At 62.8% G+C, this 15,728-nt stretch carries 9 protein-coding genes and 1 pseudogene; 3 read left to right on the top strand and 7 right to left on the bottom strand.

The window, feature by feature from the left end:
* Positions 1 to 145 precede the first annotated feature (145 nt).
* Positions 146 to 292, top strand: a complete 147-nt coding sequence (locus NKH01_RS11580) for a hypothetical protein (protein WP_353020256.1) — start codon at positions 146 to 148, stop codon at positions 290 to 292.
* A gap of 407 nt (positions 293 to 699) precedes the next feature.
* Entirely contained in the window at positions 700 to 1,539 is an 840-nt protein-coding gene (locus tag NKH01_RS11575) for a hypothetical protein (protein ID WP_023718009.1), read from the top strand.
* A 289-nt stretch (positions 1,540 to 1,828) separates the two neighbouring features.
* Here NKH01_RS11575 and NKH01_RS11570 read toward each other — a convergent pair.
* From NKH01_RS11570 to NKH01_RS11540, 7 genes and pseudogenes are all read right to left on the bottom strand, one after another.
* Positions 1,829 to 2,305 (bottom strand): annotated as a pseudogene (locus NKH01_RS11570) (ATP-binding protein); the annotation flags it as partial.
* A gap of 267 nt (positions 2,306 to 2,572) precedes the next feature.
* On the bottom strand, positions 2,573 to 3,703 hold the full coding sequence (ampH, locus tag NKH01_RS11565) for a D-alanyl-D-alanine-carboxypeptidase/endopeptidase AmpH (protein WP_352847805.1): 1,131 nt from the start codon (positions 3,701 to 3,703) through the stop codon (positions 2,573 to 2,575).
* Between the two features lie 379 nt (positions 3,704 to 4,082).
* Positions 4,083 to 5,582 (bottom strand): helicase HerA domain-containing protein, encoded by a 1,500-nt coding sequence (locus NKH01_RS11560; RefSeq protein WP_353020255.1) that lies wholly within the window; start codon positions 5,580 to 5,582, stop codon positions 4,083 to 4,085.
* Between the two features lie 203 nt (positions 5,583 to 5,785).
* Positions 5,786 to 6,400, bottom strand: a complete 615-nt coding sequence (locus tag NKH01_RS11555) for an alpha/beta fold hydrolase (RefSeq protein WP_353020378.1) — start codon at positions 6,398 to 6,400, stop codon at positions 5,786 to 5,788.
* The gene (locus tag NKH01_RS11550) at positions 6,304 to 6,672 is read right to left on the bottom strand and encodes an alpha/beta hydrolase (RefSeq protein ID WP_353020253.1); all 369 of its coding nucleotides are present in this window, start codon (positions 6,670 to 6,672) and stop codon (positions 6,304 to 6,306) included. The genes NKH01_RS11555 and NKH01_RS11550 overlap by 97 nt, the downstream gene beginning before the upstream one ends.
* 78 nt (positions 6,673 to 6,750) lie before the next feature.
* Positions 6,751 to 8,790: a PAS domain-containing hybrid sensor histidine kinase/response regulator gene (locus NKH01_RS11545; RefSeq protein ID WP_353020252.1), complete on the bottom strand. Its 2,040-nt coding sequence runs from the start codon at positions 8,788 to 8,790 to the stop codon at positions 6,751 to 6,753.
* A gap of 52 nt (positions 8,791 to 8,842) precedes the next feature.
* Positions 8,843 to 14,548 (bottom strand): HAMP domain-containing protein, encoded by a 5,706-nt coding sequence (locus NKH01_RS11540; RefSeq protein ID WP_352483997.1) that lies wholly within the window; start codon positions 14,546 to 14,548, stop codon positions 8,843 to 8,845.
* A 288-nt stretch (positions 14,549 to 14,836) separates the two neighbouring features.
* Here NKH01_RS11540 and NKH01_RS11535 point away from each other — a divergent pair, with 288 nt between their 5' ends.
* Positions 14,837 to 15,142 carry a hypothetical protein gene (locus tag NKH01_RS11535; protein WP_031193686.1) on the top strand — a complete coding sequence of 102 codons (306 nt, stop codon included), beginning with the start codon at positions 14,837 to 14,839 and terminating at the stop codon, positions 15,140 to 15,142.
* The last annotated feature ends 586 nt before the right edge of the window (positions 15,143 to 15,728 follow it).

The following is a 15,728-nucleotide window of genomic DNA, read 5'->3' as shown; positions in this document are numbered from 1 at the left end:
CGCATTTTGCGCAGGCGACGCGATTGTGCAATGCGGCATGGCGAGATTCACGCAAACAAAGCCGGTGTCCAGGCGCCGCCTGAGGCATTAGAGGCAACGGCCGCAGCGACCAACTTGACGCCGGGCGCCGGCACCAGCCTTCACCTTGAGCCGCACCGGCTTTGACCGCCTTCTCTATGCCGTCGGCGACAACGAAGCGGATTTTGTTGGGCTGATCGTGCTGTTTGTGGCGGCGGCTGTTTGCGGATTGTGGAGGAGAGATAGGGGGCGCGACACCACCAGCTGCTTTTGACCCGAAGCCGACCGTCGCAGACCAAATCCTGAATGGCTGCTTTTCACGTAAGCGGACTGGCCGCTTTTAGGTCCTTGACCATCGATCCGGCCTCAGTTCGGATCTGCCGACGTTGCTTTCGACCGGTCCTGTGATTACCGCGGCTTCTACCGGATCGCCAGGGAAGCGAGGCAAGCGAGGGAAGGCAGCGTCACGTCGAGCCAGAGATTAAGAAGAACGGAGCCATCGCCGCATAGGCGTCTGCCTCCGTGGGTATGGACGGATTCACTCATGCGCAATATGGATGGGGAGGCCTGCCGTGGCGTTCACATTTTCGCCGCGTCGCTAAGGCAGGTGACGATCGTTCAATGACGCTACGCAGGGCGGGTTGCCGCCCGCAGAAGTGTCGATATCAGGGGATCTGGTCGATGACCGACAACAAGCCAGACGTTACCAAGGATTGGCAAGCGACGCAGGGCCAGAAGTCCTCCGCCACGCGTCTTCGCCTTTTCGCCGCACTCTCGTGGATCGTCGCCATTGGCGGCGAGATCTACGGGGTTATTCTGCTTCGCCAGAACAAGTTCGACCAGGGACACCTGCCGCTGATCATCGGCCTTCTGGTCGGCATCGCGATTTTCGCAATCGCCGGCAACTTGCTGTGGAAGGCGGCCAACAGGCACGATCCGGCCCGTGCATCCGACGCGGCCAGGTTCTTCTTCCAAAACCAGCTCGGCGCAATCATCACGCTGATTGCCTTCCTTCCGCTGGTTTTCCTGATCCTCACCGACAAAAACATGGATCCGCAGACCAAGAAGGTTGCCGGCGGCCTCGGCGCTGCGCTGGCCGTGCTCGCGACGGTCATGGGGATCAGTTTCAAACCCCCATCGGTCGAACAGTACACCCAGGATATGAACGCATGCGCAGCTCAGATCAAGTCGGGGCAGCCCACCACCGCCTGTTCGCCCGACGTCGCCGCTCAGGCGCAGGCGATCGCGACGGACACCGCCGCGGTGGCGGCGGCGACGCGGGACGCGAGCCACCCCGCCGGTCAGGATGTCGTCTACTGGATCGCGCCCGAAAACGGAGCCGCGAAGTCCACCGAGCCGCATGTTTTCCACCTCTGCGCAGGCGTGAGTCCGCTGAAGGACAAGACCGTGAATAGTGGCTCCGTGACGGAGGCCTACGCACAGAACGCCGTCCGCATCACGAAGCAGATCGATATGGAACAGAAGCAGTGCGGGTTCACCCCCACAACCAGCACCAACTGAACCCGCCTGCGCTCGATCGCGTCCAGCCGTTGGTCTTGTCGAGAGGGATGACGCGTAAGCGCAGGCTCAGTATTGACTCGCCGAAGCAACGCTAAATACCGGGATCGCCCCGGCTGGCCATTATTGTCCAGCTGCAAACTTATCCGCTGCGGGCAATGACTGGGCGTCCTTCCGCACGGCAGCTTCCGGCCTGAGCGCTTCGAATGGAGAATGACGTTAATGCGGCGCAAAGCAGACTTCACCCCGGCCTGATCCAGCGGCGCTTTCTCAGCGCGCCTGCCCCGCCGCTTCACCCCACGGCACGCCCCTGCTCCGCCTCCGCCGCATTCGGATCGCCCGGTGCCGTCGCCCAGGCGAGCTCCACCAGCGTCACCGTCCGCCGCCCGACCCCGTCGAGCTGGCACACGATCAGCCCCTGCTCCTCGATGTAGGTCAGCAGGCGCCGGGCGCGGCGTAGCGAGTGCGAGCCGTAGGCACGGGCGATCGCGGCATCGCTTGGGCAGGGCCAGCCCTCCTTGGCGGCGCGGGCGATCATCATGAACACGCCTTGCATGTCCTCGGGCAGCAGCGAGGCGCGCGCCGAGACGTCCTGCCAGGCGTCGTTGCCTGCCATGTCGGAGCCGAGCCCGGCGCGGGCGCGGGTCAGCATGCGGCGAAACTCCGGCAGGTCCGGCACGACCGCGGCGAGGCCCTCGATGCGGCAGCGGACCACGAACTCCTGATAGAGCACGCCGATGACGCGGAAGCCGGCATCGGGTTGCGCCAAGAGGCGGCTGATGGTGTCGGGACTGCGAGCAGCGCGGCATTCGCGGTCGGCTACGAAAGCGGGATGCCGAAGAGGCGAGAGGCAGAACCTTGGCCGCAGCATGAGCAGGCCGTGAGCAGCGATGAAGCCGGCAAAGGTCATCCTCAGGAGGCTAAGCGGTCGGCCGGAAATAGCCGATGTCGCGCTTGCCTTGCCGGGAAATATACCGTCCGTCAGGTCCCTCCATAGCGCCAATCATCGCGCACGTCCTCCCGATCAGCGCGAAAATCAGCGTGGAGCGATCTCTGCGACGAGATCGTTCGTCGTCTTGACCCCAGCCATGAAGCCGGCGGCATTGAATTCGTTCATGACGAAGAAAGCGCCGACGCCGCGTGTCGGTGCAATCGCAACATAGAGAAACATCCCTTGCAGGCCGCCGCTCTTCTGGAGGATGAGCGGGCGATGCTCGTTAGGGAGCATGATGACCCATCCGAGACCCATGGCGTCCATCGGCCCGCCGTCATCCAGCCCCATCACCGACGCGAGCCCGTCCCGGTACAAAAAAGCCGCGTGGTTCAAAAGGCGCAACTCGGCGTCGGCCGCGGAAGGCTTGTTGTCGACATGCCAGTTCATCCAGCGCAGCAGGTCGTCCGCGGTCGAGTACAATCCACCGGCGCACTCCATGGCTGTGCTCGTCGGCACGATTGGCATGGGGCTGCCGTCGAAGTTATGGCCCTGCATCAGGCGCGGCTCGTCCTCCGGTCTTGGGTTGAAAACCGTGTCTTTCATGCCGAGGGGATCGAGGACACGCTCTCGAAGGACCTCGGCATAAGGCTTTCCAGAGACATTAGCGAGCGCCGCTCCGAGGAGGTCGTATCCGAAGTTCGAATAGAGAACGGCGGTGCCCGGCGCGAACAGCAGCGGATTGTCCTTGAGGGCGGCAATCTGCGCCTCTTTGGTGTTCGTAGAGAAAGGGTCTGAGGGGGGCGCCTCGGCCACTGGCACCTCCCGCGGAAGGCCGGAAGCTTGCGCGACGAGATCGATCAGGCGGAGGGCGCGGCCGTCCTTCTCCGGGAGCGTGACGTCCCAGCCAAGGCGATCCTGCAGCCGGTCGGTGAGTTGTACCTTGCCGTCGATCGCCAGCGAGGAAAGCACACCGCCGCAGAACACTTTGCTCACGGACGCGATGCGGAACATTGTGTCGCCGTCGGGCACTTTTTCACTCCCGTCGGCAATCTTGCCGAAACCGGCCAAGGCCGTCTCGCCGTTGCGCACGGCGCCGAAGATCAGGCCAGGCACCTTGGTGGAGAGATACAGGATCGTACCGTTGAACTGCACCGCTTCCGTCAGCAGCTTGTCCTCGGCATGTCCATAAGAGGGAAGCGTGACGGCTGCGATTGCCGTCAAAGCGATGGCCATAAGTCGGCGCGATCGAGACAAACGCATTGCCAAAATCCTTTGATAAAGCTGCAGAATAAAATCTTCGGAAAAAGGGCCGCCGCGTAGTATCTTACCATCTCTCCAGAAGCAGGAGATGTCAACAGAATGAACCGAAGGGGTAATCGGCGGAGGTAGCGTAGGTTCGGCGGATATTTGCGCTACAGTCCTGCCGTATTTCTTGTCTTCGTCAGTTGATCGCGGCTGATCTCTTCATTGGCAAACCGACCCGCTGGTAATTTAGAAGATATGTAAAGCGCCGTCGGCAAGAGGGAGTGCTGTAGCGTCGAACAACTTACAATAGCGGATCTGCGTCGCGCCAATCGTCGTCGTATGATGAAGACCGCGCTCGGCCGCCGCCTCACCCCACCGCACTCCGCTGCTCCGCCTCCACCGCATTCGGATCGCCCGGCGCCGTCGCCCAGGCCAGCTCCACGAGCGTCACCGTCCGCCGTCCGCCCCCGTCAAGCTGACACACAATCAGCCTCTGCTCCTCGATATAGGTCAGCAGGCGCCGTGCGCGGCGTAGCGAGTGCGAGCCGTAGGCGCGGGCGATCGCGGCGTCGCTCGGGCAGGGCCAGCCTTCCTTCGCCGCGCGGGCGATCATCATGAAGACGCCTTGCATGTCCTCGGGCAGCAGCGAGGCGCGCGCCGAGACGTCCTGCCAGGCATCGTCGCCTATCATGTCGGAGCCGAGCCCGGCGCGGGCGCGCGTCAGCATGCGGCGGAACTCCGGCAGGTCCGGCACGACCGAGGCGAGGCCTTCTATGCGGCAGCGGACGACGAACTCCTGATAGAGCACGCCGATGACGCGGAAGCCGGCATCGGGCTGCGCCAGCACGGCGCGCAGCACCCGGTCGACGCGCTCGCGCCGCTCCGCCAGATCCTCGGCGCTGATCGGCGGCTCCACCGGTTCGGGGCGGATTTCCAGCGCCGCCGATTTCGCCGCCATCAGCTGATCGAGCAGGTCCGGCGAGGAGCGGCGCTGCGGCCGGACGGTTTCCGGCGGCGGGGCCGCCAGGATGATCGCGCGGGCATCCTCCAGCGCCGATTCCGGCAGCGGCATCAGGCGCGGGGTCGCGTTGCGCGGACTCGTATCGGTCGGGCCGATGCGCAGACCGAGCGGACGGCGCGACAGCGCCGGGCCGAGCGCCATGAACTGCCCGCGCTCGAGGTCGCGAAAAGCCTCCGCCTGGCGCCGCTCCATGCCGAGAAGATCGGCGGCGCGCGCCATGTCGATGTCCAGAAAAGTCCGGCCCATGAGGAAATTGGAAGCCTCGGCGGCGACGTTCTTGGCGAGCTTGGCCAGCCGCTGGGTGGCGATGATGCCGGCCAGCCCGCGCTTGCGGCCACGGCACATCAAATTGGTCATGGCGCCGAGCGAGAGTTTGCGCGCCTCGTCGGAAACCTCGCCGGCAACCGCCGGCGCGAACAGCTGCGCCTCGTCTACCACCACCAGCATCGGATACCAGTGGTCGCGGGCGACCTCGAACAGCCCGCCGAGAAAGGCGGCGGCGCGCCGCATCGGGTTCTCGGCGTCGAGCCCTTCGAGATTGAGCACCGTGGAGACGCGGTGGATGCGCGCCCGCTCGCCGGCGCTCTGCAGGCCGCGCTCGGTATGCTCCTCGGCATCGATCACCAGATGGCCGAAACGGTCGCCAAGCGTGACGAAGTCGCCTTCGGGATCGATGATGGTCTGCTGTACCCAGGGCGCACTCTGCTCCAAGAGCCGGCGCAGCAGATGGGATTTGCCGGAACCCGAATTGCCCTGCACCAGAAGCCGCGTCGCCAGCAGTTCCTCAAGATCCAGCGCCGCCGGGGCGCCCGCGCTCGTCTGGCCCATCTCGATCGCAACGGTCATGTCCGACTCTCCTTGGGGAGAGGGCTTATCAACCGCATCACAGCCCGTCGAGCGCGCCATGGCCGGCGCTCCGTGTTGCGCACAGGCTGGATGCTGCTAGGGTCAAAGATACGAAACGTACCGTTTCGATTCGAGACTGCCGCTAAGGGGTGGATTCCTGTCCTTGGCATCGGCAACCGGATCAAACCGATCGCCCAAAGCCTTCATTGACGCGATGGAGATCGAGCGGCCGAAGCCGGTTTTTTGCGGACATTTGCCCGCTCCTCCAGGTCTCGCCAGAAGCCAAGCACTGTCGCCACGATCGCTTCCGGCGCGTCCTCCTGCATAAGATGCTTCGCGTTCGGCACGACATGGAAGGAAGCACTCGAAATGCGGCGCGCGAGCTCGCGACCGTCATCGATGGGAATCCACTGGTCGTCCTCGCCCCACAGGATGGCAACGGGGCAACGAATCTCGCCGTAGCGCCACTCGACCTCTTGCGAGTATTTGTCATCCATCTGAGCGACCTGGCGCCAGAAAGCTTTTTGACCTTCGGCTCCCAGCCACGGCGCGAGGTAGAGCGCCATCTCTTCCTCGCGCAGCGCATTCGCTACGGCGGCGCCGATGTAGGCGCGCAGGATTGCTTCATGAATGTAGTGCGGAAGGCCGGAAAAGACCGCCTCGTGTTTCTTGGCGGCCTGAACAAGTGGTGAGCCTTGCGGGCTGATTGCGACCGGATCGATCAGCACCAGCGACCGATAGTCGAGCCCATTGAGCAAATGACCGCGTAACGCTGTTGAGCCGCCGAAATCATGCGCGACGACATCGGGGGCACGCAGGCCCCAATGATCGTAAAGGGCCGCGAAAAGCTCTTCTGAATGCCACGAGACACGTCGCTATCGGGTTTATCAGATCGACCATAGCCGAGCATGTCAAAGCAATAGATTCGCCTCTGTTGGCCGAGCAAAGGCGCAATTCTACGCCATGCCGACGATGAGAAAGGCGTGCCATGCAGCAATACCGCGGGTGAGCCCTCGCCCATCGCGCCCCAGGCGATCGAGTTCCCTTGAAAAGTGAAGCGTTCAGGAAGAGGCCAGTCCGCTGTCGCCATCAGTCTCTCCTCCGATCCTAGCGCAGCCAGAGACCTACCCAACGGCAACCCATGGATCAGGTTCCAATGGTCCGCCTTTCACCGGCTGGCCTGCTTGGTCCTCGGCGATCCGGCGCGCGCAGCCGCTGCAAGAATGCTCTCCATCAGGTCCTTTTCGCGCAGCGGTTTGCCGAGCAGCGGCACGTCGGGGGGCCGGTCGGCGATCGCGTCGGCGTCGGCATATCCGGTTATCATCACCGCCGGCCAATCGGACCGCAGATTGCGGGCGAACCGGATGACCTCGAGCCCCGAGACGAGCGGCATGGCAAAATCGGTGACGATGACATCGAAATCGTACGGCGCCCGCTCGATCATCGCCAGCGCTTCCGCACCGCCCCCGGCGCAGGTAACCGCAAAGCCATGTTGGCGAAGCGATTGCGCCGTCAGTTCCCGCAGTACATTGCTGTCGTCAATCAGCAGGACCGACGGATAGTCCTCGCCGGCATTCACGACGGTGTTGTCGGCATCGGACTTGTCGGCGATTTCCACCGGGCGCTCGATTGAACGCGGCAGCCAGAGCTGGACGGATGTTCCACTGCCGACGGTGCTCTCAATGCGGAGCGTGCCGCCCGATTGCTTGACGAAGCCATGCACCGTGCTCAGACCGAGGCCAGTGCCCTTGCCGACCGGTTTTGTGGTGAAGAACGGTTCGACGACCTTGGCGAGAATGTCGGCCGGTATGCCCGACCCCGTATCCTTGACGGTGACCACGACATAGTCGCCCGCCGAAATATCCTCGGCTGCACTGCCTAGCGTTCGATTTTGCGCCTCCACGATTATCGTGCCGCCGGACGGCATGGCATCGCGCGCGTTGAAAACCAGGTTCATCAGCGCCAGCTCCAGCTGGCCGGCATCGACATGCGCCGGCCACACCGTGTCGTCGACAAGCCAATCGAAACGGATCAGGCCGCCCAGAACCGGGGCCACCAACCCGTTCATGGTGCCGCCAAGCGCAGCGAGGCGCACGGCCTGCGGCCTCAGTGTCTGGCGGCGCGAGAACGCAAGCATGCGGTTGACGAGCTCGGCGCCTTGTTTTGCCGACCGGCGCGTCAGTTCCAGAACTTGCCTGGCCTGTCCATCGAACTCGGCGTGGCGCTCGAGCAATCCCAATCCGCTGAGAATTGCGGCAAGCAGATTGTTGAAATCATGCGCCAGGCCGCCGGTAAGCTTGCCAATCGCGTCGAGGCGCTGCGATTGCAGCAGCTGGTTCTCAAGCTCGCGCCGCTCGGTAACGTCCAGCAATGTGCCGAGGATCTCGGGCCTCTGGCCATCGGAACCGTTCGACAGGACGCCCTGGTCGAGGAAAATCCGGTAATTGCCGTCGGCGCATTGCCAGCGGAATTCGCAGGTGTAGGAGCCGATGGCCTTGGCTGCGAGCAGGGCTTGCCTCACTCTCGGCAGATCGTCGGGATGAACCCGGCTTAGGCCGAAGCCTGGATCGGAGGTCAGCCGTTCGGCAGGAAAGCCGGTCAAGCGTTCGACCCCTTCGGTGACAAAGCTGGCGCCGAACGGCGGCTCCGCCGCCCTTGCGTGGAAGCAGACCGGAAGAGAGCTCAAAATGGCATGCTGCCGCTCCTGGGCGCTACGCAGCGCCCGCTCGGCCTCGAGTTTTTCCTGCTGCGCCTGCAGTGCCTGGGCCAGCAGCCGTTGCTCGGCAGCCGCCTTTTGCTGGATTTCGAGCGTCTTCTCATGAAGTTCGACGAACACGGCTACCTTGGAACGCAGCATGGCCGGGTCGAAGGGCTTGAACACGTAATCCACCGCGCCGGCGTCATAGCCGCGCAGCATGTGGGCGTCTTCCTTGTTGATGGCGGTGAGAAAGATTATCGGCGTTCGCCTGGATTGCTCGCGCTGGCGAATCAATCCAGCGGTCTCGTAGCCGTCCAGCCGAGGCATCAGCACATCCAGCAGGATGACTGCGAAATCCTCTTTCAGCAGAGCGCGCAGCGCCTCTTCGCCCGACTGCACGCAGACGACTTCGCCGACAGGGGCCAGAACCTCGCCGATCGCCAGCAGATTGCGCTCGTCGTCATCCACGGCCAGGATGCGCGCCTTTGCCGGCCCTGTCGCCGGGGCCATAACCTCCAGCTTCCTCGCTCCGTTTCTCGACAGTTTCTGCATCGAGCGGCCGTCAGTTCACTGCCATGAGCGTCTTTTCCGGACGATGGACACGGGATCGCGAGCGGCCGATCCAGACACGCAGCAAGGCCAGCAGCAGGTCGAGGTCGACCGGCTTGGCGATATAGTCAGAGGCGCCGGCGTCGAGGCACTTCTGCCGGTCGCCCTTCATTGCCTTGGCGGTAACCGAGATCAACGGGATATGGGCGATTGCCGGCATGCCGCGGATCTGCCGCATCGTCTCGTAGCCGTCCATCTCCGGCATCATGATATCGATCAATGCGGCGTCGATATCCGGGCTCTGCTCCAGAAGCGCAATACCTTCCCTACCGCGCTCCGCGTGCAGCACCTGGATGTCATAGGTCTCAAGAACGCTGGTGAGCGAATAGATGTTGCGGATGTCGTCGTCGACGATGAGGACCTTTGCGCCGGCGAGGTCGAATTTATCCGGCTGTTCGGCTGCCGAACTGTCGTGGCCTCGCCCCGGGAGCGTTGCGGATATCAGGAGAGCCAGCTGCGCGAAATTCTCCGCCCGCGGAACGTCCGCCAATGCCGGATGCAAGGCGAGCGACTGTTGCAGCGCTTCCGGATGCGGCGCGAAGAACAACAGTCGCGACACGGACTGCCCGAACAGGACGGCAATCTCATCCAGCATCTGGGCGTTGTCCTTGGCCGAGCGGCCAAGGCCGAGCACAACGGCATCATAGCCGGCGATGCCGATGTCGTCGGCATTGGCCGCGACGCGGCCGATCGCGGTGACCGAGGTGACGCCGTCGCGGATCGCCTCGATCAACGAGAGACGGCGCTCGGGATCGGTATCGGCAATCAGAACGCGGCGCTGGACGCGGAGCTTTCTGGAGTGAATGTCCTGGAAGACCTTCATCAGTTCGTCCGCCGACACGGGCTTGGTTGAAATGGTGGATGCGCCCTTGCGGGCAAGCACCTCGATATCTTCGGCACCCGAGATGACATGGACGGGAATGTCCTTGGTTTTCGGGTCATGGCGAAGCAGATCGAACAACACCCAGCCGTCGATATCCGATAGTCCGAGATCCAGCGTGATCGCATCGGGAACCAGCTTGCGGGCCAAAGCCAGCGTGCCAGAGCCCGCGGTCGACAGGACGCCCTTCAGCCGGGCCGAACGCGCCAGGCCGAGCAGCAAACCGCCAAAGGTCGGGTCGTCCTCGACGATCAGCACGACCCTATCTTCCGGTGAGATCGTATCGCGGTCATCAAGCAATTCGGAGGATGGCGGGCTCGGCTGCGCCGTCGTCGCGACCACCTCCATCGCCGGCAGCAAGGCCGCTTGCGGGGCCAAGGCCATCCGAGGTCCGTCGAACGGGATGACCAGCGTGAACGTCGAACCCTTGCCCGGCGTGCTCTCGACCCGCAATTCGCCGCCGATCAGCCGGGCGATCTCCCGGCTGATCGAGAGCCCAAGCCCGGTGCCGCCATATTTGCGACTGGTGGTGCCGTCGGCCTGCTGGAAGGCCTCGAAAATCAGCTTCTGCTTGTCCTGCGGAATACCGATGCCCGTATCGGTGACCGCGATAGCGAGCGCTTCCATCGGTTGCACCGAGCCGTTGTGACGGCCAGTCTTTTCGGCCCGGAAATTCAAGCTGACTTCGCCCTCGGAGGTGAACTTGAACGCGTTCGACAAGAGGTTGAGCACAATCTGCTGCAAGCGCTTCTCGTCGGTGCGGACGGTCTCCGGAAGCTCGGGATCGACGTTGATGGCGAAGCCAAGCCCCTTGTCGGTCGCCAGCTGCCGGAAGGTTCGCTCCATATGCTGGCGAAGATGCACCACCGGCATGTCGTTGATATCGATCGAGACGGTACCCGATTCGATCTTCGACAGATCGAGGATATCGTTGATGAGGCTCAAAAGGTCGGTGCCGGCCGAGTTGATGGTGCGCGCGAACTCGACCTGCTTGTCGTTGAGATTGCCTTGCTGGTTGGTTGCGAGCAGGTTTGAAAGGATGAGCAGCGAGTTCAGCGGCGTACGCAGTTCGTGGCTCATATTGGCGAGGAATTCCGACTTGTATTTCGAGGTAAGCGCCAGCTGCTCGGCCTTCTCCTCCAGCGCACGGCGCGCCATCTCGATTTCGAGGTTCTTGTTCTCCACCTGCTTCTTTTCGTTCTCGAGCAGCTGCGCCTTTTCCTGCAGCTCCTCGTTGGTGGCGTGCAGCTCTTCCTGCTTTTTGGTCAGCTCGGTCTGACGCGCCTGCAGCTCCGAGGTCAGCAGCTGCGACTGCTTGAGCAGGCCTTCGGTGCGCATGGTGGCGGCGATGGTGTTGAGAACGATGCCGACGGATTCCATCAGCTGGTTGAGGAATGACTGGTGCGTGTCGCGGAATTCGCTGAACGAGGCGAGTTCGATGACGGCCTTCACCTCGTCCTCGAACAGAGCCGGAAGAATGATCACGTTGGCCGGCGCGGCATTGCCAAGGCCCGACGTGACGCGCAGGAAATTCGGCGGCACATTGTCCAGCATGATGGCGCGCTTGTCGGCGGCACTTTGCCCGACAAGGCCTTCGCGCAGATCGAGGCGTTGCTTGATCTCCGCCTTGCTTTCGGCGCCATAGGAGGCGGCGAGTTCCAGATAGAATTCATCCTCGTCGCGGTTGGTCACGTAGAACACGCCATATTGCGCATTCACCAGCGGCGCGAGTTCGGACATGATGAGACGCGAGACCGTTGCCAGGTCGCGCTCGCCCTGCAGCATGCGCGAGAACCGGGCGAGATTGGTCTTCAGCCAGTCCTGCTCGGCATTCTTCAGCGTCTGGTCCTTCAGATTGCGGATCATCTCGTTGATGTTGTCCTTCAGCGCCGCGACCTCGCCGGAGGCCTGGACGCTGATCGAGCGGGTCAGATCGCCCTTGGTCACCGCAGTCGACACTTCGGCGATGGCGCGCACCTGGGTGGTCAGGTTGGCCGCAAGCTGATTGACGTTGTCGGTCAGGTCGCGCCAAAGGCCGGCGGCGCCGGGCACGCGGGCCTGGCCGCCGAGCTTGCCTTCGATGCCCACCTCGCGGGCGACGTTGGTCACCTGATCGGCGAAGGTCGCCAACGTCTCGATCATGCCGTTGATGGTGTCGGCGAGCGAGGCGATCTCGCCCTTGGCATCGACCGTCAGCTTGCGCTTGAGATTGCCTTGCGCGACCGCGGTCACGACATCGGCGATGCCGCGCACCTGGTTGGTCAGGTTCGTCGCCATCAGGTTGACGTTGTCGGTCAGGTCCTTCCAGGTGCCGGCGACGCCCTCGACCCGTGCCTGGCCGCCGAGCTTGCCCTCGGTGCCGACCTCGCGGGCGACACGCGTCACTTCGCCGGCAAAGGAGTTCAGCTGGTCGACCATGGTGTTGATGGTCGATTTCAGCTCCAGGATCTCGCCCTTGACGTCGACCGTGATCTTCTTCGACAGGTCGCCGCGCGCCACAGCCGTCGTCACCTCGGCGATGTTGCGGACCTGGCCGGTCAGGTTCTCGGCCATTGAATTCACATTGTCGGTCAGATCTTTCCAGGTGCCGGCAACGCCGCGCACCTGCGCCTGACCCCCGAGCTTGCCCTCGGTGCCGACCTCGCGCGCCACGCGCGTCACTTCCGAGGCAAAGGAATTCAGCTGGTCGACCATCGTATTGATGGTGTCCTTCAGCTCGAGGATCTCGCCGCGCACGTCGACCGTGATCTTCTTCGACAGATCGCCAAGCGCCACCGCAGTCGTCACCTCGGCGATGTTGCGCACCTGCCCGGTCAGGTTGGCGGCCATCGCATTGACGTTGTCGGTCAGGTCCTTCCAGGTGCCGGCAACGCCGCGCACCTGCGCCTGGCCGCCGAGCTTGCCGTCGGAACCGACTTCGCGCGCCACGCGCGTCACCTCGGAGGCGAAGGAATTCAGCTGGTCGACCATCGTGTTGATGACGTCCTTGATCTGCAGGATCTCGCCCAATGCATCGACCGTGATCTTCTGGGTGAGGTCGCCGGTCGCAATTGCCGTCGCCACCTTGGACACGTCGCGCAACTGCACGGTCAGATTGCCGGCCATGGCATTGACGTTGTCGGTCAAATCTTTCCAGGTGCCGCCGACACCCTCGACATGCGCCTGGCCGCCGAGCTTGCCTTCCGATCCCACTTCGCGCGCCACACGCGTCACTTCGGAGGCGAAGGAGTTCAGCTGGTCGACCATCGTGTTGACGGTGTCCTTGAGCTCCAGGATTTCGCCCTTGACGTCGACGGTGATCTTCTTCGACAGGTCGCCGCGGGCCACGGCGGTCGTCACCTCGGCAATGTTGCGCACCTGGCCGGTCAGGTTGGCGGCCATCAGGTTGACGTTGTCGGTCAGATCCTTCCAGGTGCCGCCGACGCCCTTCACCTCGGCCTGGCCGCCGAGCTTGCCTTCGGTGCCGACCTCGCGCGCCACACGCGTCACTTCCGAGGCGAAGGAGTTCAATTGGTCGACCATCGTGTTGATGGTGTCCTTGAGCTCGAGGATTTCGCCTTGCACGGCGACGGTGATCTTCTTCGACAAGTCGCCCGAAGCAACCGCGGTCGTCACCTCGGCGATGTTGCGGACCTGGCCGGTCAGGTTCTCGGCCATTGAATTGACGTTGTCGGTCAAGTCCTTCCAGGTGCCGGCAACGCCGCGCACCTGCGCCTGGCCGCCGAGCTTGCCCTCGGTGCCGACTTCGCGGGCGACGCGCGTCACTTCGCCGGCAAATGAGTTCAGCTGGTCGACCATGGTGTTGATGGTTGATTTCAGCTCGAGGATCTCGCCCTTGACGTCGACCGTGATCTTCTTCGACAGGTCGCCAAGCGCCACAGCAGTGGTCACCTCGGCGATATTGCGCACCTGGCCGGTCAGGTTCTCTGCCATCAGGTTGACGTTGTCGGTCAGGTCCTTCCAGGTGCCGCCGACACCTTCGACGCGCGCCTGGCCGCCGAGCTTGCCTTCTGTACCGACCTCGCGCGCAACGCGCGTCACTTCCGAGGCGAAGGAATTGAGCTGGTCGACCATCGTGTTGATGGTGTTCTTGAGCTCGAGGATTTCGCCCTTCACATCGACGGTGATCTTCTTCGACAGGTCGCCGGAAGCGACGGCGGTCGTCACCTCGGCGATGTTGCGCACCTGCCCGGTCAGGTTCGTCGCCATGGCGTTGACGTTGTCGGTCAGGTCCTTCCAGGTCCCGGCCACACCTTTCACGCGGGCCTGGCCGCCGAGCTTGCCTTCGGTGCCGACCTCGCGCGCCACGCGCGTCACCTCCGAGGCGAAGGAGGCCAGTTGCCCGACCATGGTGTTGACGATCTTGCCGATGCGCAGGAATTCGCCGCGCAACTGCCGGCCGTCGATTTCGACCATCATCGTCTGCGACAGGTCGCCTTTGGCGACCGCGCCGATGACGCGCGCCACTTCGGCCGTCGGCTGAACCATGTCCTCGATCAGATCGTTGACGGAACGGACGCTCGATTCCCAACTGCCGGTAGCGTTGCGGACACGGCCGCGTTCGCCGATCCGGCCATCCTTGCCGACGACCTTGCTGAGGCGTTCGAACTCGCGCGTGACCTGATCGTTGAGTTCTACGATTTCGTTGAAGGTGTCGGCGATCTCGGAATCGAGGCCGGTGTAGACATTATCGATGCGAACGGAGAAATCACCGCTCCGAAAAGCCTTCAGCGCGTTCAGTATTTGACGGTGGTCCAATTGCCTTGTGGATGCAAGCACGCTCACAGCGCCCCTCCCAGCTCACGGATTTCTTGAATGTCCTGGTGAAACTGTCCCCTGCGGCCGACACAACTCCCCGCAAGCGCGATAACGCGGCATGCTCGATTTGGTTCCAGACGAAATTGCCGCTATGCGGCAGGAATTTCGCAGCCGCATTCACGAAACGACGAGCAACAAAGATCCATAATGGTTGTATCGATCACTATTTATGCCAAACGGAACATCTCGAAAAAACTCTCGTTGGGTATAGATCGCGATAGAGCGATGCAACTCGATGGAGACACTAAGATGATGAAAATTCTCTCTGCATTCCTACTTGCTATCGGCCTGGCCACATCTGCCATGGCACAATCGATGGGCTCCGGGACCGGTAGCGCCGATGGCAATACCGGCGTCAACACAGGCACTTCCGGCGGCAACATCGGGACCGGCAGCGCAACTACCCCGAACACGATCGATCCGAACGCAACGAACGCCACCACGCCGCAGACAAACGGTATGGAGGACCGCTGCAAGGATACGGCGGGCAGCGATACCGACAACAATACCCCCAGCGGCGCCATGACGTCGGATATGCAGAACTGCAACAAGTAACGGAGTTTTGCTCAGCGGTCATTTCAGCCCGCTGCCTGGTTCAGACCCGGCGCTCGCGGTTCAAACCACAGCCAGAAAAATGCACTGACCGGGCACGGGCTCACTACTTTTGGACCGGCGAGCCCAAGCCGGGCGGCCGACTACACTAGTCTCAGCTAGGTTCCGCGATAGGCGGCGGGCAGCCCGGGAGCGCAAAGAGTGGGGGAGTCATTTCCAAGCCAGTTATATGCGACGATGGCTTAGTCCAATTTAATGGACGATTTCGGTTAAGCGCTGCAACTGATAAAACAGTTAGGAAACAGTTGGCACTCTCGCTGAAAACAGCGGCGGAACAGTGTCCGATGCGCACTGAAAACAGTGAAGGAACAGCGACCCGGGCAAGGGAATTTCATGCCTGAAAACAGACCGGAAACAGACGGGACGCGACCCTGGATTCTGGCGCACTATATCCAGACTCCAATAGCGCGCGACGAATGGGATTCGCGACCAGTACGCGCGCCAGGGGAGTTAGCTCAAAGAACCTGTATTAGGTGGCAGTTAGATAGTGTCTCAGTTTGAAATTTTGCCGCTCGCCGCTCGCCTGTCG

The sequence above is a fragment of the Mesorhizobium sp. M1403 genome (assembly GCF_040317695.1).
Classification (GTDB): Bacteria; Pseudomonadota; Alphaproteobacteria; order Rhizobiales; family Rhizobiaceae; genus Mesorhizobium.
Note: the sequence above shows the minus strand (reverse complement) of the source record. Positions and strands in the feature narration are given on the sequence as shown.

Excerpts from the sequence above, each read along its gene's own strand:
- NKH01_RS11550 (WP_353020253.1), bottom strand. The coding sequence starts at position 6,672 with ATGGCGACAGCGGACTGGCCTCTTCCTGAACGCTTCACTTTTCAAGGG.
- NKH01_RS11575 (WP_023718009.1), top strand. The coding sequence starts at position 700 with ATGACCGACAACAAGCCAGACGTTACCAAGGATTGGCAAGCGACGCAG.
- NKH01_RS11535 (WP_031193686.1), top strand. The coding sequence starts at position 14,837 with ATGATGAAAATTCTCTCTGCATTCCTACTTGCTATCGGCCTGGCCACA.
- NKH01_RS11545 (WP_353020252.1), bottom strand. The coding sequence starts at position 8,790 with ATGGCCCCGGCGACAGGGCCGGCAAAGGCGCGCATCCTGGCCGTGGAT.
- ampH (WP_352847805.1), bottom strand. The coding sequence starts at position 3,703 with ATGGCCATCGCTTTGACGGCAATCGCAGCCGTCACGCTTCCCTCTTAT.
- NKH01_RS11560 (WP_353020255.1), bottom strand. The coding sequence starts at position 5,582 with ATGACCGTTGCGATCGAGATGGGCCAGACGAGCGCGGGCGCCCCGGCG.